Below are 19460 nucleotides of genomic sequence, written 5' to 3'. Positions count from 1 at the left end.
TTCCGCACAGTAGGAGTACTTATCCGGCAGATGGGCGCGGACACCAATATCAGAGTAGCGTCCGCATCACGTAGCCTGTCTGCATGATCAGTTCCGGGCTAAGCCTTCCCATTATGCCGACGTGCATCGTCTGGGATGAATCCATGCTGGGTTACGACTTCGGCGCCGGTCATCCGATGAGTCCGGCACGCCTGGACCTGACCGCCCGGCTGGCCCGGGAACTGGGACTTTTCGACCTCGAAGGCGTCCGGATGGCCGAACCCTATGTTGCCTCGGCCGCCGATCTGCTCACCGTCCACGGCTTCGACTACATCAACGCCGTGCAGGCCGCCGGCGCCGACCCCGCGAACTGCAACACGCTGCTGGGGCTCGGCACGGAGGACACGCCGGCCTTCCTTGGCATGCATGAGGCCAGCGCCAGGCTGGTCGGCGGTTCCCTGGCCGCTGCAGATGCCATCCTGTCCGGCGAGGCGACGCACGCCGTGAACTTCGCCGGCGGCATGCATCATGCCGGCTATGAGAAAGCATCGGGCTTCTGCGTATATAACGACGCCGCCGCCGCCGTCGCACGCCTCCTCGCCAAGGGGGTGCAGCGGGTGGTGTACATCGACGTCGACGCCCACCACGGCGACGGAACACAGAACATTTTCTGGGACGACCCGCGGGTCATGACCATCTCGCTGCATGAAAGCGGACTGACCCTGTTCCCGGGCACGGGGTTCGCCAACGAAACCGGAGGCAAGGGCGCCGAAGGAACCGCGGTCAACATTGCCGTACCGGCCCGTACTTCCGACGCCGGCTGGCTACGGGCGTTCCATGCTGTGGTTCCCCAGCTGACCGAGGCCTTCGCTCCGGAAGTAATCGTCAGCCAGCACGGCTGCGACAGCCACATGGACGATCCCATGACGGCGCTGCGGATCAGCGTGGAAGCCCAGCGGCAGGTTGCCCTGACCATCAGTGACCTGGCCGGCCGGCTGTGCGAAGGCCGCTGGATTGCGACCGGCGGAGGCGGCTACAACGTGGCCTCCGTGGTGCCGCGGTCCTGGGCGCTGCTGATGTCCGTTGCCGCCAACGGCCGGGTGCGTCCCGCCACCCCGCTGCCCGAGGCCTGGCGCGACTACGTGCTGGAGAAGCACGGCGTAACGTCCGGCGAGACGCTGGGGGACGGGGCGGATATCTGGTGGCGTTCCTGGGAAGTTGGCTACGACCCGAATGACGAGATTGACCGGACCGTGATGGCGACCCGCAAGGAACTGTTCCCGCTGCATGGACTCGATCCGTGGTTCGACTAAGCGGTTGCCGGCCGGAGGCTGCCGGCGGGACAACCGCGAAAATCTTTTCTTGACTGATCGTTCTTGAACGACTATTCTCAAACCATGGGTCGTCCACGGAAGTTTGAGGAAACGGGTGCAGTGGATGCCGCCGCGGCGGTGTTCCGGCAGCGGGGATATGCGTCTACCTCGGTAGACCACCTTGTCGAAGCGACGGGTGTGCATCGGGGCAGTCTGTATGGGGTCTTCGGAAGCAAGCACGGGCTGTTTCTGCGGGTTCTCGATGCGGTCGACCCGGCAGGCGGCTCGGATGAAAGTCTCGACGTGATCCTGGTCGGATTGCTCGAACTCGCTCCCACCGACCAGCGTGTCCGCGAGCGGATCGCGGGTCTTCTCGAAGTCCACGGCATTACCGAAGAGCAACTAGGCAGGCGCCTGCTGACCCGCGCAGGGCTGCACAAGGAGAAGGATTCGGCATGAGCAGCAACAAAGTCACCGTCACCCCTGAGTACCTCGTGATCGAGCCGGTCGGATTGAACAAGATGTGGTCGTTCACGCGCCGCCTGAGGTTTCCGCTCGAGCACGTCCGGGGAGCCACCTTCGATCCAGGTATGCGAGACGAACCGAAGGGCTGGCGCGGTCCCGGCCTGGGCCTCCCCGGGAAGCTGTCCGGTACCTTCCATACCGGCGGAAAAAGGCAGTTCTGGAATATCTCCGGCTATGACCGCGCCGTCGTCATTACGCTCGATCCGGCGGAGCGGTATGACCGTCTCGTGATCACGGTCGAAGACCCGCACCAGGTAGTGGACGCCATCAACAACGTGGTCGGCGCGCGCTAGAGCAGCAGAACTGCGCAAAGCATTCGCGGCGTCCCGGCCTCGTGCGGCCAGCCGGCGTTCCTTCGGGATGCTCCCGGTCCCATTTCCGCTAGGGTAAATGCCATGGTCTTTGACGATGTGTTTGCAGTAATCGCAGAAGGTACGCGGCGTGAAATCCTGGGCGCCCTGCGTACCGGCGACAAGTCCGTAGGGACACTGGTGGAGGAGCTCGAGGTCAGCCAGCCCACGGTCTCCAAGCACCTCAAAGTGCTGCGCGAAGCAGGGCTCGTCTCCATGCGGGCCGAAGGCCAGCGCCGTTACTACTCCCTTGAGACGGCCCCGCTGGAGGAACTGGTCCTGTGGCTGCGGGCCTTTGACCTCCCGTCCCTCACAGAGTCCGCGCCCCGGTTGGCTTCCGTTTCCGCGGGCCCTCCGCTGGCCACCGCGGCTGCCGTCGCTGCCGGTGCACTGGTGCCCGGTGCCGCAGAGACCCGCCCGCTGGCCGCGGACGCGGGTGTGCAGAACCTCGGCCGTACCGTTGGCCGGGCGGCAGAGCGTGCAGCGGACCTGTTTGGCCAGCTGCCCAAGTTCCGCCGCCGCCGGCCCTAGGGGCGCAGTCGGCAGGCACATTGGCCTGACTCCATCGCCTCCCCGGTGCCGCGGGGCTAGCGTAGTCCTAACGGGGGAATCCAACCGTTAAGGAGCAGCGCATGGAACGTGTACTGACACGCGTACGCGACGACGTCTTCCGCCGCAATCCCGGCGAGACGGAATTCCACCAGGCCGTGGTGGAGGTCTTTGATTCCCTCGCCCCCGTGCTGCGCAAACATCCCGAATTTGCCGAGGCCGCGATCCTGCAGCGGATCTGCGAACCCGAACGGCAGATCATCTTCCGGGTGCCCTGGGTGGATGACAAGGGCCAGGTGCAGATCAACCGGGGATTCCGGGTGGAGTTCAACTCCGCCCTCGGCCCGTACAAGGGCGGACTCCGGTTCCACCCTTCGGTGTATCTGGGCATCATCAAGTTCCTCGGTTTCGAGCAGATCTTCAAGAACGCCCTCACGGGCATGCCGATCGGCGGCGGCAAGGGCGGCTCGGACTTTGACCCTAGGGGAAAATCCGACGCCGAAGTGATGCGCTTCTGCCAGTCCTTCATGACCGAGCTGTACCGGCACATCGGCGAGTACACGGATGTTCCCGCCGGCGACATCGGCGTCGGGGGCCGCGAGATTGGCTACCTGTTCGGGCAGTACAAACGCATCACGAACCGCTATGAATCCGGTGTCCTCACCGGAAAGGGGGTCAGCTGGGGCGGATCCCTCGTCCGTCCCGAGGCCACTGGCTACGGTGCGGTGATGTTTGTCGGTGAGATGCTGAAGACCAAGGGCATGAGCCTGGAGGGGCAGCGGGTGATCGTCTCCGGCTCGGGGAATGTGGCCATCAACGCCATAGACAAGGCCCAGATGCTTGGTGCCGCGGTGGTGGCCTGCTCGGACTCCTCGGGCTACGTTGTGGATGAAAAGGGCATCGATGTTCCGCTGCTGCGGCAGATCAAGGAAGTGGAGCGGGGCCGGATCTCGGAATATGCAGAGCGCCGCGGTCATTCCGTGAGCTACGTGGCGGACGGTTCCATCTGGAACGCAGGGGCCGGCGTCGCCCTGCCCTGCGCCACGCAGAACGAACTGGACGAAGCGGACGCGCTGGCACTGATCAAGTCCGGAGTCCGGGCCGTAGCCGAGGGTGCGAACATGCCGTGCACTCCGGCGGCCATTACCGCCTTCCAGGATGCGGGCGTGCTGTTCGGCCCGGGCAAGGCGGCCAACGCCGGCGGCGTCGCGACATCCGCCCTGGAGATGCAGCAGAACGCGAGCCGGGACTCCTGGTCCTTCGACCATACGGAACGCCGGCTCACGGAAATCATGGTCAACATCCATGAACGGTGCGCCCGGACTGCCGAGGAATACGGCTCGCCCGGCGACTACGTGGTGGGAGCCAACATCAGCGGCTTCGTCAAGGTGGCCGACGCGATGCTCGCCCAGGGCGTGATCTAGGACCGGCTTGCTTCCGCGGTGCCCGCGGCCGCAGAAAGAACTTCCACTATGGTTACTCCTGCCACTACAGTAGGGACCATACGGGGCCATCAGTGACGCATGTCGCAACAGGTCGGTGATGCGATGTCCTTCAGCCACAGGTGCTCCCACACGGCTTGCTGCGGGAAGCGGCGGGCAATGAGCAAAGGAACGGGACTAAATGGCAGACGAGGGAAACTTCTCGGATGTGCGGTTTCTGACGGTATCGGAAGTTGCCGATGTCATGCGCGTCTCCAAGATGACCGTGTACCGGCTGGTCCATTCCGGGGAGCTGCCGGCCGTCCGATTCGGCCGGTCCTACCGCGTGCCGGAATCGGCCGTCCAGAAGGTGCTCCGCGACGCCGTCATTGACCGGCGCACAGACACCGCCTAGCACTGCTGCGGGTGGACGCTGCCGAATGAACGGTGCCGAAGCAGCCGTTTGCGGATGTTGTTATCGGCTGGCAAATTCCACAGCGCCGAAGCTGTACCCTGTTAAGGAACGTTTTAATCGAAAGCCAGTAACTACCGGCACGCAGCCCTTGTGCCCACGGCAGCAGGGGCTGGGAACCGGTGACTCCTAATAAGTTTGTGAGGACTCTGTGGGTTCAGTAATCAAGAAGCGCCGCAAGCGTATGGCCAAGAAGAAGCACCGCAAGCTGCTTCGCAAGACACGCCACCAGCGTCGCAATAAGAAGTAGATCCTTCTTAGCGACCGTTGTCAGCGGTCCCCGGCTGCACGCGCAGCCCCGGGTCCGCTACGGCAGAGCCCGCCAGTCCTCACGGATAGGCGGGCTCCGGTTTTTAAGTATCAGTGGGGTCGTCAGCGGGTCCGTACCCACGAGAACCCCCGCCAAAGCCCATAGGCGGCGCCTGCGAGAGTGGCAGACTTCAGGCCCATCGTTGCTGCCCTTCGGCCTGAGCGGAAGTCGTAAACGGGCCAGTTGCGCTCCCGCGCATGACGGCGAAGCCGTGCGTCCGGATTAATCGCCACCGGATGCCCCACGAGGCTCAACAGCGGAACGTCGTTGTAGGAATCGCTGTACGCCCAGCAGCTTTGCAGGTCCAGGCCTTCCTTTTCGGCCAGCGCCCGAACCCCGGCGGCCTTGGCCGGCCCGTGCAGGAATTCGCCCACCAGGCGTCCGGTGTACATGCCGTCGGTGACTTCGCTGACCGTTCCCAGGGCCCCGGTGAGGTTGAGCCGGCTGGCTATGACGGAAGCAACTTCGATTGGTGTTCCGGTGACCAGCCAGACGGGCCGGCCGGACAGCATATGCTGTTGGGTCAGTGCCCGGGTGCCGGGCCAGATCTTGGACACAATCATCTCGTCGTAGACTTCTTCACCGAGCGTACGCACATCCTCCGAAGAGAGTCCGATGGCGAAAGCCAGCGCGGCGTCCCGAACGGAGTAGACGTCCTTGAGGTTTTCCCCCTGCAGCATGAACCTCAGCTGCTTGCTCGCGAAGCCTGCCGCTTCACGGATCGTAAAGATTTTCCGCTGGTACATTTTCCGGCCCACGTGGAACAGGCTTGCGCCGCGCATCAGCGTATTGTCGACGTCGAAAAAGGCGGCTTCGCCGGGTTTGCCTGCCGCGTCGGTAGTTCCGGTGGCTCGGACTACAGTGGCTCGGGGCATGGTCCGAGTCTACGCAAAACCCGGCCCGAGAGCGGAAATCCGAGGTAGTGGGGCTATTTTGGAGATATGAACGAATCCGCAGGACCGGAAGTAGTCCTCCTTACCCGCCCGGGATGCCACCTGTGTGAAGACGCGAAGCTCGTGCTTAAGCGTGTGGGGGCGGACCTGGGCGTCGCCTGGCAGGAACGTACGGCCGAGGAGGACCCCGAACTCGCAGCACGCTTTGGCGAGGAGATCCCGGTGTTGTTCATCGACGGCGTCCAACGGGACTTCTGGAAAATCGATGAAACCCGGCTGCGGCGCCTCCTGGGAGCCTGATGGCACCCGAAGAAATCCCGTCAAGGCGCACTGCGCCGGAACGGGAAACGGAGAACAGCGGAGAGGCACCCCGGACGCCGTCTGCGGGGGCCGGTGCCCAGCGGCATATTCCGCCGGCGTCGTTGGCGCGCCTGACCATTTACCTGCGTGCACTGTCCACCATGCTCTCCGACGGCATAGAGCGTGTCTCCTCGGAAGAACTGGCTGAAGCTGCCGGAGTGAATTCACCCAAGCTGCGGAAGGACCTGTCCTACCTGGGGTCCTACGGGACCCGAGGTGTGGGGTATGACGTCCTGTATCTCAGCGGACAGATTTCCGCCGCGCTTGGCCTGACGCTGAACTGGCGCGTAGCGATTGTCGGTGCGGGCAACCTCGGCCGTGCGCTGGCCGGCTACCCCGGTTTCGGATCCCGGGGTTTCGAGGTCGTGGCGCTGTTCGACGCCGACCCGATGGCGATTGGCCAGGAGGTGGGCTGGCTGAGGATCAGCCCGGTGGATTCCCTGGAGGACGTGCTCGCGAAGACGAAGGCAAACATGGCGGTGCTTTCAGTACCCGCCGAGGTGGCCCAGGACCTATGCGACCGCCTCGTGGCGTCCGGCATTACCAGCATCCTCAGCTTTGCCCCCGTGGTGCTCCAGGCACCGGAGAATGTCCAGATCCGGAAGGTGGACATGGCGACGGAACTGCAGATCCTTGCGTACCACGCCCAGCGTTCCCAGGTTTCCCAGATTGCCGCGAGGGCCCGCTTGGCCCGTTAGTCCGGCGCGCTAGACCGGATCCGACTGCAGCGGCTCTTCCTTGGGCGCCTCCGTCTGGTGCGGTTTCGCCTGATGACGTTCTGAAGGAAGCGGTCTGAGCGGTTCCCACGAAGGGACCCTGCGGCGGAACCATGGAGCTGCTCCCTTGGTGAAGGTGATTGCGGCGCCTGCGGCCGCGAGGGCTGCCGCAGTTGCCTGAGTGGGAGTGCCCGCATTGATTGCGTAGAACAGTGCTGTGCCCGCCAGCAGGGCGGAGACTATCCGGGCCCAGCGGCGTTTGTCCCGGAGGGTCACCGCAAGCAGGAGCGCAATTCCGAGGATCACCAGGGCGTAGGCCAGCGCTATGGCCTCGAGGGTCCGCGCATAGTGGGTGCCGGTTACTCCATACCGCTCGAGTAGGGCCAGGGCAGGCGGCAGCGAATCCGGTACGGGCATGCGGGAAACCACTGAGATGGTGTCTCCAAGGTTGACCAGTCCGGCCCCCGCAATGAGGGCACATGCCGTTGCGATGGCAGGAACCGGATTCCCGGTGTTCGCCGGAAGCCTGCGTTGCACGGCGTGGACGGCCGCGGCAGTTGCCCGGGCGACGGCGCGGACCGAGACCCAAACGGCGTGGGCGGTGGTGCGGGCTGCGACGGTTGTGGCGTGGGCGGTGGCGCGGGCTGCGACGGTTGTGGCGTGGGCGGTGGTGCGGGCTGCGACGGTTGTGGCGTGGGCGGTGGTGCGGGCTGCGACGGTTGTGGCGTGGGCGGTGGCTTGGGCTGCGACGGTTGTGGCGTGGGCGGTGGCTTGGGCTGCGACGGTTGTGGCGTGGGCGGTGGTGCGGGCTGCGACGGTTGTGGCGTGGGCGGTGGCTTGGGCTGCCAGCGTTACCGCGTTTGCAACGGTGCGCGCTGCCAGCGTTACCGCGTGTGCGGTGGCCCGGGCAGCGACCGATAGGGAATGTGCAGTGGTGCGGGCTGCGACAGATACCCCGTGGGCCACGGCATGTGCCAGTGTCTGGATCCAGTTCCACACGGCGTGGGCCACGGCCTGGGTTCGGACCGACACGGCATGGGCCGCCGAGCGGACCCGGTTGACCCCGGCCTGGACTGCTGCGGTGGTGGCGCGGGCACCGGCCTGGGTCCGGACGGATGCGGCATGTGCGCCGGCCTGGACTCCGGCCGAGGTGGCGTGGGCTCCGGCCTGGACCCGCAACGAGGCGGCATGTGCCCCGCTCCGGACCCGAACCACCCCCGCATGGGCTCCGGCAGAAGTAGCGTGGGCTCCCGCTTGTATCCGGTTGGACGTGGCATGCGCCGCGGACCGGACTTGATGGGACGCGCTAATCGCCAGGCTGCGGAGCCAGACGTAGATGCCTTGTACACCGCTGCGGAGCCAGGCGTACGCGCCTTGCCCACCTGCGCCAAGCCAGGCGTAGGTGCCCTGCGCTCCGGTGCGGAGCCAGGCGTAGACGCCTCGCATTCCCGTGCCGATCCAGGCGAAGGCACCGTGCAGTCCCGCCCGGAGCCAGAGGTAGGCGGCATGCCTGCCGCTGGCTTCCCTGGCGCTGCCGGACGAGTCAGGGCCAAGGGAGGTAATTCCGCTTCCGGCAGGGATGCCGTTTTCCGAAGGAGACTTTTCCGACGGAGACTGGGCTGCAGGGGTCCGGGATGGTGCAGTCTCGGATACTGTCGTCGGGGGATAGGCCGGCGGTTGTGGAACGGAAACGGCCACTACCGCTGTTTGTCCCGCAGGATCGGTTGGGTGGCGCAGATAGCGCAGCGGAAGGCGTTTTTTGTGTTGTGGCGGGTTCGGAAGCAGTGCGGCCATGGTCATCCCCTTCACGGCGGAACGGCACTTTCCGGCGGTCCGCATGCAACGCACCGCCGGAAGAGAACACAACGCTACGCGGGCACGGCCTGCGTGTGACCCCTCCACCGCGGAACCCGATCCGGCAAGGGAAAAGTCCCGCCGAAACCGACGGGACCTTGCGTGTTTAGTAGGGGTTTAGTAGGGGTACAACGGAGCCTTGCGGAAGTACGGGGTGGACGGCTGCAGATACAGCATCACGATCCCGGCAATTCCCAGCAGGCTGGAGGCCAGCGAAATCAGGCTCAGCGGTGAGGTGAAGTATGCGCCCAGCATGGTGAAGATGCCGAGCAGGGAGAAGGCGGCAAACACGGTGCCCAGGATTCGGGCCCAGTTCTTCCCCCGCCGCACAAAGAGCGCGATCAGTACATAGATTCCAAAGCCGATGAGGGCCACAACAATGCCGAAGGCAATGAGGAATGTGTTCACGCCCTGTTCTTCCAGACCGGCGTCGGCGAAGGCCTGCCGCTCCTGCGAAGTCATGAAGGAGGGGAGGACGAACGAGGTGATTACGTTATTGATCAGGCTCAGCACGCCTGCAGCGATGATCAACCAGGAACCGATGACCACCTCGCGGGGGGCGGAGCCTTTCGCCGGTCTGACCGGCTGCGGCGGGTAGGCGTAGCCGGAGGGCTGGGCATAGGCGTTGGGGTCCGGAGCATACTGGCCGTACTGCGGCACCGGTCGGGAGTCGGGAGCCTCGCCGGGTCCCGCCGCAGCGCCGGGACGCGTAAACCCGTCGGGTCCCGCGGGTCCCGCGGGTCCGGCGGGGCTACCGGGTCCGGCGGGATTATTCGGGTAATTCGGGTCGCGGCCCGGCTCGGAAGGATTTTCTGGTGTACTCATGTCCGCCTGCTTGCTGGTTGGTGTTTTGAAGCGGCTGAACCGGTGTGCCATCGGCGCGGAAGTGGCCGGGGCGCCCCCGCAGCCAAACACCCAGCGTATCGCGGCGGCCTCATGCAGATCAGGGGTCCGGGAAAGATGGCCGAAAAAAACAGCCCCGGACCAATGGTCCGGGGCTGCCCCGTGGGGGGTATGTGGGGGGAGAGGGGGAGGGTGTTAGCCAGCTACAAACGCTGCGTCAACGTTGATGGTGACCTTGTCGCCCACCAGGACGCCTCCGGTTTCCAGTGCAGCGTTCCAGGTGAGATCGAAGTCCTTGCGGCTGATGACGGTGCTGCCGGAGAAGCCCGAGCGGGTGGCGCCGAAGGGATCCACAGCTACGCCGTTGAACTCGGTGTCCATAACCACGGAATGGGTGATGCCCTTGATCATCAGATCGCCCGTGACCTTGTAGGTGGAGCCGCTGGCTTCAATACCCGTGGCCGTGAAGGTCAACTCCGGGAACTGCTCGACGTCGAAGAAATCGGCGCTCTTGACGTGGGCGTCACGGTTCGCGTCATTGGAGTTGAATGAATCAGCGGCAATCACGACGGTGACAGCAGTTTCTGCCAGGGTTTCTCCGACAGCCAGGGTAGCTTCGACCTTGTCGAAGTTGCCGCGGACCTTGCTGATGCCCGCGTGGCGGACGGTGAAGCCAACTTCACTGTGGGAGGCGTCGAAATTCCAGGTTCCGGTGGTGAGGCCGCTGGGGATCATGGAGAGCTCCTTCTGATAGCCGTGCTGCCGGGAGGTCCCGACGGCACTTTCATGCATTTGCATACAGTGTTGCACGAGTTGGTTAAAGGTTCAAGTGAAATGGATCCCAGGACTCGCAGAGATTTAGCCGCTGGCTCCAACTCTGCGAAACTGGGACACATGTCCCGTTCATCCATACACCTCGTGCGCCACGGTGAAGTCTTCAATCCGGGCAAGGTCCTTTACGGACGTCTTCCGGAGTTCCATTTGTCCGACCTCGGGCGCCGGATGGCGGACCGGGTGGCGGAACACTTCAGCGAACAGCGCGACCAAGGTGCCAACCTGGTCCATCTGGTTGCCTCCCCGCTGACACGCGCCCAGGAGACGGCGGCGCCGCTGGCAGCAGCCCTGAACCTGGAAATCGTCACCGACGAACGCATCCTCGAGGCGGAAAACCGCTTTGAGGGGATGTCCCGCATTCAGAGCAAGCTGCGCAATCCGCGTTACTGGCCGCTCCTGCGTAATCCCATGCGTCCGTCCTGGGGCGAGCCGTATGCCAAGCAGGTTGCCCGGGTGATGTCCGCCGTCGACGACGCGCGGATGCGCGCAGTGGAACTGGGCGGAGACAACGCCGAAGCGGTTTTGGTCAGCCACCAGCTACCCATCTGGGTTACCCGGCGCGCAGCCGAAGGCAAGAAGCTCTGGCACGATCCCCGCCAGCGCGAGTGCACCCTGACCTCCGTCACCACCCTGGAGTTCGACGGCGCCGTGCTCACCGGCGTGCGCTACGCAGAGCCCAGTGCGGACCTCCTTGCCGGTGCAGCAAATGTTCCGGGAGCATAATAGAATTACTACGCGTTGTAGAAGTGGCTCCTCCCTGCCGCGATGAAAGCTGGAAATCCTTGAAGAACCGCACACGCCCTGCTGAGCCGGAAGCCCTTGGGCGCCGCTCCTTCCTTCGGCTCGGTGCCGGGCTGGCCCTCGCCGTCCCCTTCGCCGCAACCGCTGCCGGCTGCTCCACGGATGACCCCCTGGCCGAACAGGCAAATGCTGGAGACAACAAGAACTACATCGCCGGCGACGGCTCGGTGACTGAATACGATGCCTCCGAGCGCGGCGAGTCGGTGCAGCTCACCGGAACCCTTTTTGACGGCACCGAGGTGAAGTCGGCCGATTGGGCCGGAGACGTCGTCGTACTCAATTTCTGGTACGCGGCATGCGCTCCGTGCCGCAAGGAAGCACCGGACCTGGTGGAACTGCACGATACTTTCGCCGGTGACGGTGCGCGCTTCTACGGCGTGAACATCCGGGACGAGAAGGCCACCGCGGAAGCCTTCGAACGGAACTTCAACATTCCGTACCCCAGCTTCAGGGACAAGGACGGCGGCGTGCTGCTTTCCATGACCAACTTTGTCCCGCCGCAGGCCGTGCCCACCACGCTGGTGCTGGACCGGCAGGGACGTGTCGCTGCACGCATCCTCGGACTGGCGGACAAGGGCACCCTGAAGGCCCTGATCACCGACGCGCTGGCAGCGTAGGGACGTGTCCTTCCTTCCCGCCGTCGTAGCCCCGGTAGCCGAGTCCACCGCCAACACCTTTGCCGATACCGTCCTGAACGGGTCCGTGCTGCTGGCCATCCCGGTGGCTGCCCTGGCCGGCCTCGTCTCCTTCCTTTCCCCCTGTGTGCTGCCCCTGGTGCCGGGTTACCTTGGCTACGTCACCGGACTGACCGGCGTCGACCTGCAAAAGCAGCGGCGGGGCAGGATGTTCGCCGGCATCGGATTGTTCGTGCTCGGCTTCTCCGTGGTCTTCGTGGCCCTGGGCGCCGGAATCGGACAGCTGGGGGCATGGCTGAAAGGCTCCGAACAGGCCTGGATCTCGCAGGCCCTCGGTCTCGTGGTGATCCTGCTGGGCATCGTTTTTATGGGCGGCATGAGCTGGCTCCAGCGTGACCGCAAGATCGAAGCCAAGCCTCCCGCCGGACTGTGGGGCGCCCCGGTGCTCGGCATCACCTTCGGCCTGGGCTGGGCGCCGTGCATCGGCCCCACGCTTTCCGCGGTCCAGCTGCTTTCCTTTTCCGGCAGTGACGCCAGCGCCGCCAAGGGTGCGCTGCTGACCTTTGTGTACTGCCTGGGGCTGGGGCTGCCGTTCCTGCTTATCGCCATCGGGTTCCGCCGCGGAATGGGTGCCCTGGGCGTCTTCCGCCGGCACCGGCTGGCCCTGCAGCGCTTTGGCGGCGGCATGCTGATTGCCCTCGGACTGCTGATGGTCAGCGGCGTCTGGAATATCTGGATCAACCAGCTCCAAGGTTGGTTGGGTAACGTGTCCCTGCCGATCTGATGCACCAACGAACTTCTGAGAACAGACGAACAATGAGAACACTTTGACCCCGGGACCGGATGACGTGACAGACAAAGCAACAACGCCCCGCCCGTCCAAGCCCCGCCCCGCCAAGGGTGGCCGGGACGACGTCGCGCTGCCCGCCCTGGGGCTGCTCGGCACGCTGCGCTGGGCCTGGAACCAGCTGACCAGCATGAAGACGGCACTGTTCCTGCTGCTGCTGCTCGCCGTCGCCGCCGTGCCGGGTTCCCTGTTCCCGCAGCGCCCCGCCGATCCCGCAGTGGTGACGCAGTACCTCAAGGACAATCCGGAAACCGGACCGTGGCTGGACCGCTTCCAGCTCTTCGACGTGTACTCGTCCGTCTGGTTCTCGGCCATCTACCTGCTGCTGTTTATCTCGTTGATCGGCTGCGTTATTCCCCGGGCCAAGGCGCATTTCAAGGCCATGCGGTCCAAGCCGCCGCGCACGCCGAGCCGGCTTTCCCGGATGCCCGAGTACGGCACGCTGGCCGTTCCGGCGTCGATGTCCCTTGCCCCGGCCGACGCCGTGCGGGACGCCGCGCAGATCCTGCGCCGCCGCGGCTACCGCGTGGATGTCCGGGACGAGGACAGCGACCGGCCGTCCGTCGGTGCCGAGCGCGGGTTCGCCAAGGAACTGGGCAACCTGGTCTTCCACACCAGCCTGATAGGTGTCCTGGCCTGCGTGGCTGTGGGCGGACTGTTCGGCTACAGCGGACAGAAGATCGTGGTGGAGGGTGAGTCCTTCGTCAACACCCTGGTCAGCTACGACACCTTCACCCCGGGATCCAACTTCACCGAAGACCAGTTGAGCCCCTATTCGCTGACGCTGGATGAGTTCGAGATTGAATTCGACCGCGAATCCACGACCCACTACGGCCAGCCCCTGGACTTCACCGCGAATGTGACCGTCAAGGAGGATCCCGAGGCCGAGGCAGAGGAACAGGTCCTGAAGGTCAACTCGCCCCTGACGCTTGGCGGCACCCGGGTGTACCTGGTCGGGAACGGCTACGCCCCGACGGTGACAGTGCGCGACGGCGAAGGCAACGTGGCATTCGAAGGCCCCGTTGTCGCGGTGCCCACCGACGCCATGTACACCTCCCTCGCCGTGGTCAAGGCACCGGATGCCAAGCCGGACCAGCTCGGTTTCGTTGGCTTCTTCCTTCCCACCGCCATGATCGACGAGGCCGGGGTCAGCTACTCCGGCGACCCCGATCCGCTCAATCCCCAGCTGAACCTCAACTCCTACTACGGAGACCTGGGGCTGGACGAAGGAGTTCCCTCGAACGTCTACGTGCTGGAGACCGAGGACCTGACGCCGTTGAACAACCGTGACCTTGATGCCGGCGGCATTGTGCTGGGCGCCAATCAGACCTACGAACTGCCCGATGGCAAGGGCTCGATCACTTTCGACGGCCTCAAGCGGTACGCGGCCCTGGATATCCACTACGATCCGGGAAAGACCGGTGTCCTTGTGTTCGCCGTGCTTTCCCTGTCCGGCCTCGCTGCCTCGCTGTTCCTGGCCCGGCGCCGGGTCTGGGTCCGGGCAGGCCAGCATCCCGACGGCCGGGTAATGGTTGAATACGGGCTCCTGGCCCGGGGTGAAGATCCCCGGCTCACCAGTGAAGCGGCAGCCCTCCGCGGCCTGTTTACCGCGAAGTGGTTGGCGCCGCAGGACACCGAAGGACAGAATGTTGGACGGGTCTCCGTACCCGCAAACGCATCGGCGGACAGCAATGCCGCAGAAGAATCAGGTAAGGACCAGTAATGCCCTCCATCGATTACACCCTCGCTCTTTACAGCGAGCGCTTTATGCTGCTGGCGGCGTTCGCCTACACGGTCGCCTTCCTGGCGTTCACGTGGGACATGGCCAGGAGCAGCAAGACCATCCGCACGGTGGAGAGCAGGCTGGAAAACAAGGCCGGAGTGCGGGAAACCGTTCCCGCCGGTGCCGGTAACGGCTCCGCCCGGGACTGGGACGCCGACGGCAGCCGCGAAGCGCAGACCGCCGACAGCGCCATGGGCTACACCGGCCCGCGCCGCAACGCCGCCCGCGTCGGCGTTGCCCTGACCGTGCTCGCCGCCGCTATCCACGCAGCCGGGGTCGTCACCCGCGGCCTGGCCGCGCACCGCGTCCCCTGGGGCAACATGTACGAGTTCTGCACTACGGGCGCCCTGGTGGTGGCCGTGGTGTTCCTGCTGGTGCTGACCCGCCGGGACCTGCGGTTCCTGGGCACCGTGGTGCTGGGCCTGGTGCTTGTGATGATGATGGCTGCCACCATCGGGTTCCCGACGCCGGTGGCCCACCTGGTTCCGGCGCTCCAGAGCTACTGGCTGATCATCCACGTCTCGGTTGCCGTGATCGCCTCGGCACTGTTCACGCTGACCTTCGCCATGTCCGTGCTGCAGCTGCTGCAGGCGGACCGGGAGACCCGGATCCGCTCCGGTCGCAAGGAGCGGCTGCCGTTCATGCGCATCGTGCCTTCCGCGCAGAGCCTGGAGAACCTGTCCTACCGCATCAACGCCGTGGCGTTCGTGCTGTGGACCTTCACCCTTATGGCCGGTGCCATCTGGGCCGAACAGGCGTGGGGCCGGTACTGGGGCTGGGACACCAAGGAGGTCTGGACGTTCGTGATCTGGGTGGTCTACGCCGGCTACCTGCACGCCCGTGCCACCCGCGGCTGGACCGGAACCCGTTCCGCCTGGCTCTCGATCGTCGGCTACCTCTGCGTGGTCTTCAACTTCACGATCGTCAACATGTTCTTCTCCGGCCTGCACAGCTACTCCGGGGTCTAACTCCCCAGGGCTCTGCCGCCCGAGTACGTCCTCGAGACATGGAAAGACCCGTTCCGGTACTGCCGGAACGGGTCTTTTTATGTGCGGTACCGGGCCGCAGAACGTGTCTTGGGAAGCACTGCAGGAACGCAGCGGGCAGGGGTCAGGAGCCGGGTTTGCCGTCGTCGTTCTGTTTATCCCGGCGTTCTTCCTTGGCCCGCAGCTCGGCCTCATGGGCCCGCAGTTCGGCTTCCTTCTGTGCCTGACGCCGGCGGATCTCGAGGTTGCGCAGGAACTCGGGATCGTCGTCGGGCGCCGATGGGCGCCGGGGCTCACGCGGACCGGGGCCGCCGGAAGGGCGGCCGAACAGGAACCAGAGGACTGCACCCAGGACCGGAATCAGGACAATGGTGAACAGCCAGGACACCTTGGAGATGCTGCGCACCTCGTGTGCCCGGGACATGATGCAGTCGATGGCGGCGTAAATGATCACGGCAGCAACAATGATGACGCCGAACAAGACGAGACGAGGCATACCGACATTGTAGTGGAGGGTACGGTCGGTGGCCCCCGGCGGACGAAAGGAACGCCAAGGCAGCCAAGCGCCTAGAATGAAGACGTGGCTTTCTGGAAATTTACTGCTCTCCGCCTGGGTTTGGTGGCCGTCTTCTTCGTGATCTGCATGCTGCTTCAGCTGGGAGTCCTGCTCTCGGCGCTTGCTGCTGCGGTTCTGGCCTGGTGCGTGACCTACCTCTTTGCCCGCGATATGCGGGACGAAGCGGCCCGCACGGTCCAGCGGCGCTTCACCGAGGAACGCGCCCCCAAGCGCAACCGCGGCGAACTGGATGACTCGGCCGCCGAGGACGCCCTGGTGGCCGAAAACCCCGACGTGCAGATCGACAACGACCGCCGCCGCGACGCCTAGCCTGCCGGCTACGCGCCCGCCGGCTAGGCGGAAGACCTAGGCCAGCAGGCGGGTGAGGACGAGCCCGGCGCCGTACAGCACGCTGAAGCCGAGGTTGATCAGGCCGGTGTGCTTCAGCACCGGGATCAGGCTGGAACCCTTCTTACCGGTGAGCATCAGCCCGCAGGGCAGGATGCACGCCGGAATAAGCAGCAGCACCAGCAGGATCCACGGGTAGCCGCCCGCGATGAAGAGCGGCAGCAGCAGCGCCAGCGCCAGCATCATCACGTAGCTGATCCGTGCCGCCCCGTCGCCCAGCCGCACCGCCAGGGTCCGCTTGCCGGCCACCCGGTCCGTGGGGATGTCGCGGACGTTGTTGGCCATCAGCAGGGCCATGGCGATCAGGCCGGTACCGATGGCGCCCAGCACCGCGGCCGCATTGATCTCCAGCGCCTGCGTGTAGGTGGTGCCCAGCGTGGCCACCAGCCCGAAGAACACAAAGACGAACACGTCGCCCAGGCCGCGGTAGCCGTAGGGGTTCTTCCCGCCGGTGTACCCCCACGCGGCGGCAACGCAGCCAAGGCCCACGAGGATCAGGTACGGGGTGCCGGCCAGGACCACGAGGGCCACTCCGGCCAGCATGGCGGCGGCGAAGCAGCCGAAGGCCGCGTACTTGACCTGTTTGGGGGACGCCAGCCGGGAACCGGTGAGCCGCAGCGGACCCACCCGGTTATCGTCGGTGCCGCGGATTCCGTCGGAATAATCGTTCGCGTAATTCACGCCCACCTGCAGCAGCACGGCAATCAGGGCGGCAAGGACGGCCCGGACGGGGCGGAAATCCCCGAGGTCATAGGCGGCGGCGGATCCGATGATCACAGGCGCGATTGCCATCGGCAGCGTCCTGGGGCGGGCGCCTTCTAACCATTGGGCGGCTGTAGCCACTGTGTTATTCCTTAGTTCTTGAGTTGAGACAGGTGCAGTACGGCGGGTCAGTGCCGTGCAGCGGCCAGCAGCCGCAGCAGGGTCATCCGGTCCGCCTTGCCGTTGGGCAGCAGGGGCAGGGACTCAAGCAGCAGGACCACCTTCGGGACTGCTGCGGCTCCGAGCCTGGAACGGACGGCGTCGCGCACCAGCTCCGGATCCACGCTGCCAACGACGGCGGCGCCCACGACTGAGCCCCACTCGGCGTCGTCCAGGCCCAGTACAAACGCCTGCTCGACGCCGCCAAGCGTCTCCACGGCGCCGGCAACGGCCTGCGCGGAAACCTTGACCCCGCCGCTGACAATGACGTCGTCCAGCCGGCCCGCGACGGTGACCCTGCCGGTGTCGTCCACCACGCCCGTGTCGTCCGTGCGGAACCAGCGGCGTCCGGAGTTGAAGCGGAAACGGTCCTCGGTCAGGTCCGGCCGGCCCATGTACCCGTCCGAAAGGACGTCACCGGCTATCCAGAGGCGCCCCTCCCACCGGATGACGTCGACGCCGGGCAGCGGCACGCCGTCGTAAACACACCCGCCGCAGGTTTCGCTCATGCCGTAGGTGGTGACAATGTTCAGCCCGTAGCCGCGGGCCTTTTCCAACAGGGGAGCGCCGGCCGGTGCGCCGCCGAGCAGGATGGCGTTGAAGCGGCGCAGCACGCGCAGGGTCTCCGGGGCTGGATCCTGCAGCAGGCGGTGGAGCTGGGTGGGGACCAGCGAGGTAAAGCGGTTGCGGTCCGTCATATCCTCTGCGGCCCGGGTGAACACCTCGGCGCTGAAAGGTACGGACAGGTCCATAAAGACCGGCTGCGTCCCGGCATACAGGGAGCGGACCAGAACCTGGATTCCGGCAATGTAGTTGACCGGCAGGGCAGCCAGCCACTGCCCGTCAGCCTTCAGGGCGACGGCGGTGGCCAGGGAGGACGCGGCCAGCGCATCGGTGCTGAGCATGGTCTGCTTCGGCAGCCCGGTCGAGCCGGAGGTGCTGACCACCAGGGCAATGTCGTCATTGGGCAGTTCACCGGTGAAGGTCTGCGCCGGATCGGTGTGCGGCGCCACTGCGGGGCCTTCCCCTGCCAGCGCGTCGGCCAGCGGGGAGAGCAGCATGCCGGCGTCGAAGCCGGGGGTAATCAGGACTGGGAGCAGTTCCAAGGAGGTCCTAGAAGTAGTAGGGGAACGAGGACCAGTCCGGGTCGCGTTTGGCCAGGAATGCCTCCTTGCCCTCCACCGCCTCGTCTGTCATGTAGGCCAGCCGCGTCGCTTCGCCTGCGAAGACCTGCTGCCCGGCCAGGCCGTCGTCGGCCAGGTTGAAGGCGAACTTGAGCATCCGGATGGCCTGCGGCGACTGCCGGGCGATGTCCGCTGCGTATTCCAGGGCAACCTTTTCCAGGTTCTCGTGGTCCACGGCTTCGTTGACGGCTCCCATGGCCACCATGTCCTCGGCGGAGTACTCCCGGGCCAGGAAGAAGATTTCGCGGGCCTTCTTCTGGCCGATCTGCCGGGCCAGCAGCGCCGATCCGTAGCCGGCGTCGAAGCTGCCCACGGTCGCATCGGTCTGCTTGAACTTTCCGTGCTGGCGCGAGGCGAGGGTCAGGTCCGACACCACGTGCAGGCTGTGCCCGCCGCCCGCGGCCCAGCCGTTGACGACGGCGATGACCACCTTGGGCATGGTGCGCATCAGGCGCTGCACTTCCAGGATGTGCAGGCGGCCGGCGCGTGCCGGGTCGATGGTTTCCTTGGTCTCACCCTCGGCATACCGGTAGCCGTCACGGCCGCGGATCCGCTGGTCCCCGCCGGAGCAGAACGAGTGCCCGCCGTCCTTGGGAGAGGGACCGTTGCCGGTGAGCAGCACGGTGGCAACGTCGGGGGTCATCCGCGCGTGGTCCATGGCCCGGTACAGCTCGTCAACGGTGCCGGGACGGAAGGCGTTGCGGACTTCCGGCCGGTTAAACGCAATACGCACCGTGGGCAGGTCACGCACGACGGCGCCGTCGACGTCGCGTTCCACCTGGCGGTGGTACGTCATGTCCTGCAGGTCCTCGAACCCGGAAACAAGACGCCACTGCTGCGGGTCGAAGATATCGGACACCTGTGCTGGAAGTTCTATGCTCACGAATCGAGTTTATCGCCCGGGGCCAAACCGGCCGGAC

Annotated in this window: 23 protein-coding genes; 15 read left to right on the top strand and 8 right to left on the bottom strand. The window is 65.4% G+C overall.

What is annotated here, in order from left to right:
- The first annotated feature begins 83 nt into the window (after positions 1–83).
- The 7 genes from LOC60_RS02775 (at position 84) to LOC60_RS02745 (ending at position 4859) form a co-directional block, all read left to right on the top strand.
- Positions 84–1292, top strand: a complete 1209-nt coding sequence (locus LOC60_RS02775; protein WP_442860360.1) for an acetoin utilization protein AcuC — start codon at positions 84–86, stop codon at positions 1290–1292.
- Between the two features lie 120 nt (positions 1293–1412).
- Positions 1413–1751 (top strand): TetR/AcrR family transcriptional regulator, encoded by a 339-nt coding sequence (locus LOC60_RS02770; RefSeq protein ID WP_230021701.1) that lies wholly within the window; start codon positions 1413–1415, stop codon positions 1749–1751.
- Positions 1748–2110 (top strand): hypothetical protein, encoded by a 363-nt coding sequence (locus LOC60_RS02765; RefSeq protein ID WP_230021698.1) that lies wholly within the window; start codon positions 1748–1750, stop codon positions 2108–2110. The genes LOC60_RS02770 and LOC60_RS02765 overlap by 4 nt, the downstream gene beginning before the upstream one ends.
- A gap of 102 nt (positions 2111–2212) precedes the next feature.
- Positions 2213–2698 (top strand): ArsR/SmtB family transcription factor, encoded by a 486-nt coding sequence (locus tag LOC60_RS02760; RefSeq protein WP_230021697.1) that lies wholly within the window; start codon positions 2213–2215, stop codon positions 2696–2698.
- Positions 2699–2799: 101 nt separating this feature from the next.
- Complete coding sequence (gene gdhA, locus LOC60_RS02755; RefSeq protein WP_230021696.1) at positions 2800–4140, top strand: NADP-specific glutamate dehydrogenase; 1341 nt, start codon at positions 2800–2802, stop codon at positions 4138–4140.
- A gap of 199 nt (positions 4141–4339) precedes the next feature.
- Positions 4340–4552 carry a helix-turn-helix domain-containing protein gene (locus LOC60_RS02750; protein WP_227919077.1) on the top strand — a complete coding sequence of 71 codons (213 nt, stop codon included), beginning with the start codon at positions 4340–4342 and terminating at the stop codon, positions 4550–4552.
- 208 nt (positions 4553–4760) lie between these two features.
- Positions 4761–4859: a 30S ribosomal protein bS22 gene (locus LOC60_RS02745; RefSeq protein WP_003792170.1), complete on the top strand. Its 99-nt coding sequence runs from the start codon at positions 4761–4763 to the stop codon at positions 4857–4859.
- A 122-nt stretch (positions 4860–4981) separates the two neighbouring features.
- Here the strand turns inward: LOC60_RS02745 and LOC60_RS02740 are convergent, their stop codons facing one another.
- Positions 4982–5794, bottom strand: a complete 813-nt coding sequence (locus LOC60_RS02740) for an HAD family hydrolase (RefSeq protein ID WP_230021694.1) — start codon at positions 5792–5794, stop codon at positions 4982–4984.
- 66 nt (positions 5795–5860) lie between these two features.
- On the opposite strand from LOC60_RS02740, the gene LOC60_RS02735 reads away from it, so the two are divergent.
- Positions 5861–6112, top strand: a complete 252-nt coding sequence (locus LOC60_RS02735; RefSeq protein ID WP_230021692.1) for a glutaredoxin family protein — start codon at positions 5861–5863, stop codon at positions 6110–6112.
- Positions 6112–6870, top strand: coding sequence for a redox-sensing transcriptional repressor Rex (locus LOC60_RS02730; RefSeq protein WP_230021691.1), 759 nt, complete (start codon positions 6112–6114; stop codon positions 6868–6870). The genes LOC60_RS02735 and LOC60_RS02730 overlap by 1 nt, the downstream gene beginning before the upstream one ends.
- Before the next feature lie 9 nt (positions 6871–6879).
- Here the strand turns inward: LOC60_RS02730 and LOC60_RS02725 are convergent, their stop codons facing one another.
- From LOC60_RS02725 to LOC60_RS02715, 3 genes are all read right to left on the bottom strand, one after another.
- Positions 6880–8586 (bottom strand): hypothetical protein, encoded by a 1707-nt coding sequence (locus tag LOC60_RS02725; RefSeq protein ID WP_230021688.1) that lies wholly within the window; start codon positions 8584–8586, stop codon positions 6880–6882.
- A 273-nt stretch (positions 8587–8859) separates the two neighbouring features.
- Entirely contained in the window at positions 8860–9567 is a 708-nt protein-coding gene (locus LOC60_RS02720) for a hypothetical protein (protein WP_230021686.1), read from the bottom strand.
- A gap of 213 nt (positions 9568–9780) precedes the next feature.
- Complete coding sequence (locus tag LOC60_RS02715; RefSeq protein WP_230022836.1) at positions 9781–10320, bottom strand: YceI family protein; 540 nt, start codon at positions 10318–10320, stop codon at positions 9781–9783.
- A gap of 159 nt (positions 10321–10479) precedes the next feature.
- On the opposite strand from LOC60_RS02715, the gene LOC60_RS02710 reads away from it, so the two are divergent.
- The 5 genes from LOC60_RS02710 to ccsB all read left to right on the top strand — a co-directional run bounded on the left by LOC60_RS02710 (position 10480) and on the right by ccsB (position 15453).
- Positions 10480–11142, top strand: a complete 663-nt coding sequence (locus tag LOC60_RS02710; protein WP_230021685.1) for a histidine phosphatase family protein — start codon at positions 10480–10482, stop codon at positions 11140–11142.
- Between the two features lie 59 nt (positions 11143–11201).
- A complete protein-coding gene (locus LOC60_RS02705; RefSeq protein ID WP_442860359.1) occupies positions 11202–11837 on the top strand; it encodes a redoxin domain-containing protein in 636 nt (211 codons plus the stop codon).
- 4 nt (positions 11838–11841) lie between these two features.
- Positions 11842–12639 (top strand): cytochrome c biogenesis CcdA family protein, encoded by a 798-nt coding sequence (locus tag LOC60_RS02700; RefSeq protein WP_230021683.1) that lies wholly within the window; start codon positions 11842–11844, stop codon positions 12637–12639.
- Positions 12640–12703: 64 nt separating this feature from the next.
- Entirely contained in the window at positions 12704–14425 is a 1722-nt protein-coding gene (gene resB, locus LOC60_RS02695) for a cytochrome c biogenesis protein ResB (RefSeq protein ID WP_442860358.1), read from the top strand.
- A complete protein-coding gene (gene ccsB, locus LOC60_RS02690; RefSeq protein WP_230021681.1) occupies positions 14425–15453 on the top strand; it encodes a c-type cytochrome biogenesis protein CcsB in 1029 nt (342 codons plus the stop codon). Before resB ends, ccsB begins: the two co-directional genes overlap by 1 nt.
- Positions 15454–15595: 142 nt before the next feature.
- Here the strand turns inward: ccsB and LOC60_RS02685 are convergent, their stop codons facing one another.
- Complete coding sequence (locus tag LOC60_RS02685) at positions 15596–15967, bottom strand: PLD nuclease N-terminal domain-containing protein (protein ID WP_230021679.1); 372 nt, start codon at positions 15965–15967, stop codon at positions 15596–15598.
- An 84-nt stretch (positions 15968–16051) separates the two neighbouring features.
- On the opposite strand from LOC60_RS02685, the gene LOC60_RS02680 reads away from it, so the two are divergent.
- Positions 16052–16357: a DUF4229 domain-containing protein gene (locus LOC60_RS02680; protein WP_230021677.1), complete on the top strand. Its 306-nt coding sequence runs from the start codon at positions 16052–16054 to the stop codon at positions 16355–16357.
- A gap of 36 nt (positions 16358–16393) precedes the next feature.
- Here the strand turns inward: LOC60_RS02680 and LOC60_RS02675 are convergent, their stop codons facing one another.
- From LOC60_RS02675 to LOC60_RS02665, 3 genes are read right to left on the bottom strand one after another with little or no spacing between them, the layout of a single operon-like run.
- A complete protein-coding gene (locus LOC60_RS02675; protein ID WP_230021675.1) occupies positions 16394–17278 on the bottom strand; it encodes a 1,4-dihydroxy-2-naphthoate polyprenyltransferase in 885 nt (294 codons plus the stop codon).
- A gap of 47 nt (positions 17279–17325) precedes the next feature.
- On the bottom strand, positions 17326–18462 hold the full coding sequence (locus LOC60_RS02670) for an AMP-binding protein (RefSeq protein ID WP_230021673.1): 1137 nt from the start codon (positions 18460–18462) through the stop codon (positions 17326–17328).
- 7 nt (positions 18463–18469) lie between these two features.
- Complete coding sequence (locus LOC60_RS02665) at positions 18470–19423, bottom strand: 1,4-dihydroxy-2-naphthoyl-CoA synthase (protein WP_230021671.1); 954 nt, start codon at positions 19421–19423, stop codon at positions 18470–18472.
- Positions 19424–19460 lie beyond the last annotated feature (37 nt).

The sequence above is a fragment of the Arthrobacter sp. zg-Y769 genome (assembly GCF_020907405.1).
Lineage (GTDB): Bacteria > Actinomycetota > Actinomycetes > Actinomycetales > Micrococcaceae > Arthrobacter_B.
Note: the sequence above shows the minus strand (reverse complement) of the source record. Positions and strands in the feature narration are given on the sequence as shown.

Excerpts from the sequence above, each read along its gene's own strand:
- LOC60_RS02775 (WP_442860360.1), top strand. The coding sequence starts at position 84 with ATGATCAGTTCCGGGCTAAGCCTTCCCATTATGCCGACGTGCATCGTC.
- LOC60_RS02765 (WP_230021698.1), top strand. The coding sequence starts at position 1,748 with ATGAGCAGCAACAAAGTCACCGTCACCCCTGAGTACCTCGTGATCGAG.
- LOC60_RS02760 (WP_230021697.1), top strand. The coding sequence starts at position 2,213 with ATGGTCTTTGACGATGTGTTTGCAGTAATCGCAGAAGGTACGCGGCGT.
- gdhA (WP_230021696.1), top strand. The coding sequence starts at position 2,800 with ATGGAACGTGTACTGACACGCGTACGCGACGACGTCTTCCGCCGCAAT.
- LOC60_RS02750 (WP_227919077.1), top strand. The coding sequence starts at position 4,340 with ATGGCAGACGAGGGAAACTTCTCGGATGTGCGGTTTCTGACGGTATCG.
- LOC60_RS02740 (WP_230021694.1), bottom strand. The coding sequence starts at position 5,794 with ATGCCCCGAGCCACTGTAGTCCGAGCCACCGGAACTACCGACGCGGCA.
- LOC60_RS02735 (WP_230021692.1), top strand. The coding sequence starts at position 5,861 with ATGAACGAATCCGCAGGACCGGAAGTAGTCCTCCTTACCCGCCCGGGA.
- LOC60_RS02730 (WP_230021691.1), top strand. The coding sequence starts at position 6,112 with ATGGCACCCGAAGAAATCCCGTCAAGGCGCACTGCGCCGGAACGGGAA.
- LOC60_RS02720 (WP_230021686.1), bottom strand. The coding sequence starts at position 9,567 with ATGAGTACACCAGAAAATCCTTCCGAGCCGGGCCGCGACCCGAATTAC.
- LOC60_RS02715 (WP_230022836.1), bottom strand. The coding sequence starts at position 10,320 with ATGATCCCCAGCGGCCTCACCACCGGAACCTGGAATTTCGACGCCTCC.
- LOC60_RS02710 (WP_230021685.1), top strand. The coding sequence starts at position 10,480 with ATGTCCCGTTCATCCATACACCTCGTGCGCCACGGTGAAGTCTTCAAT.
- ccsB (WP_230021681.1), top strand. The coding sequence starts at position 14,425 with ATGCCCTCCATCGATTACACCCTCGCTCTTTACAGCGAGCGCTTTATG.
- LOC60_RS02685 (WP_230021679.1), bottom strand. The coding sequence starts at position 15,967 with ATGCCTCGTCTCGTCTTGTTCGGCGTCATCATTGTTGCTGCCGTGATC.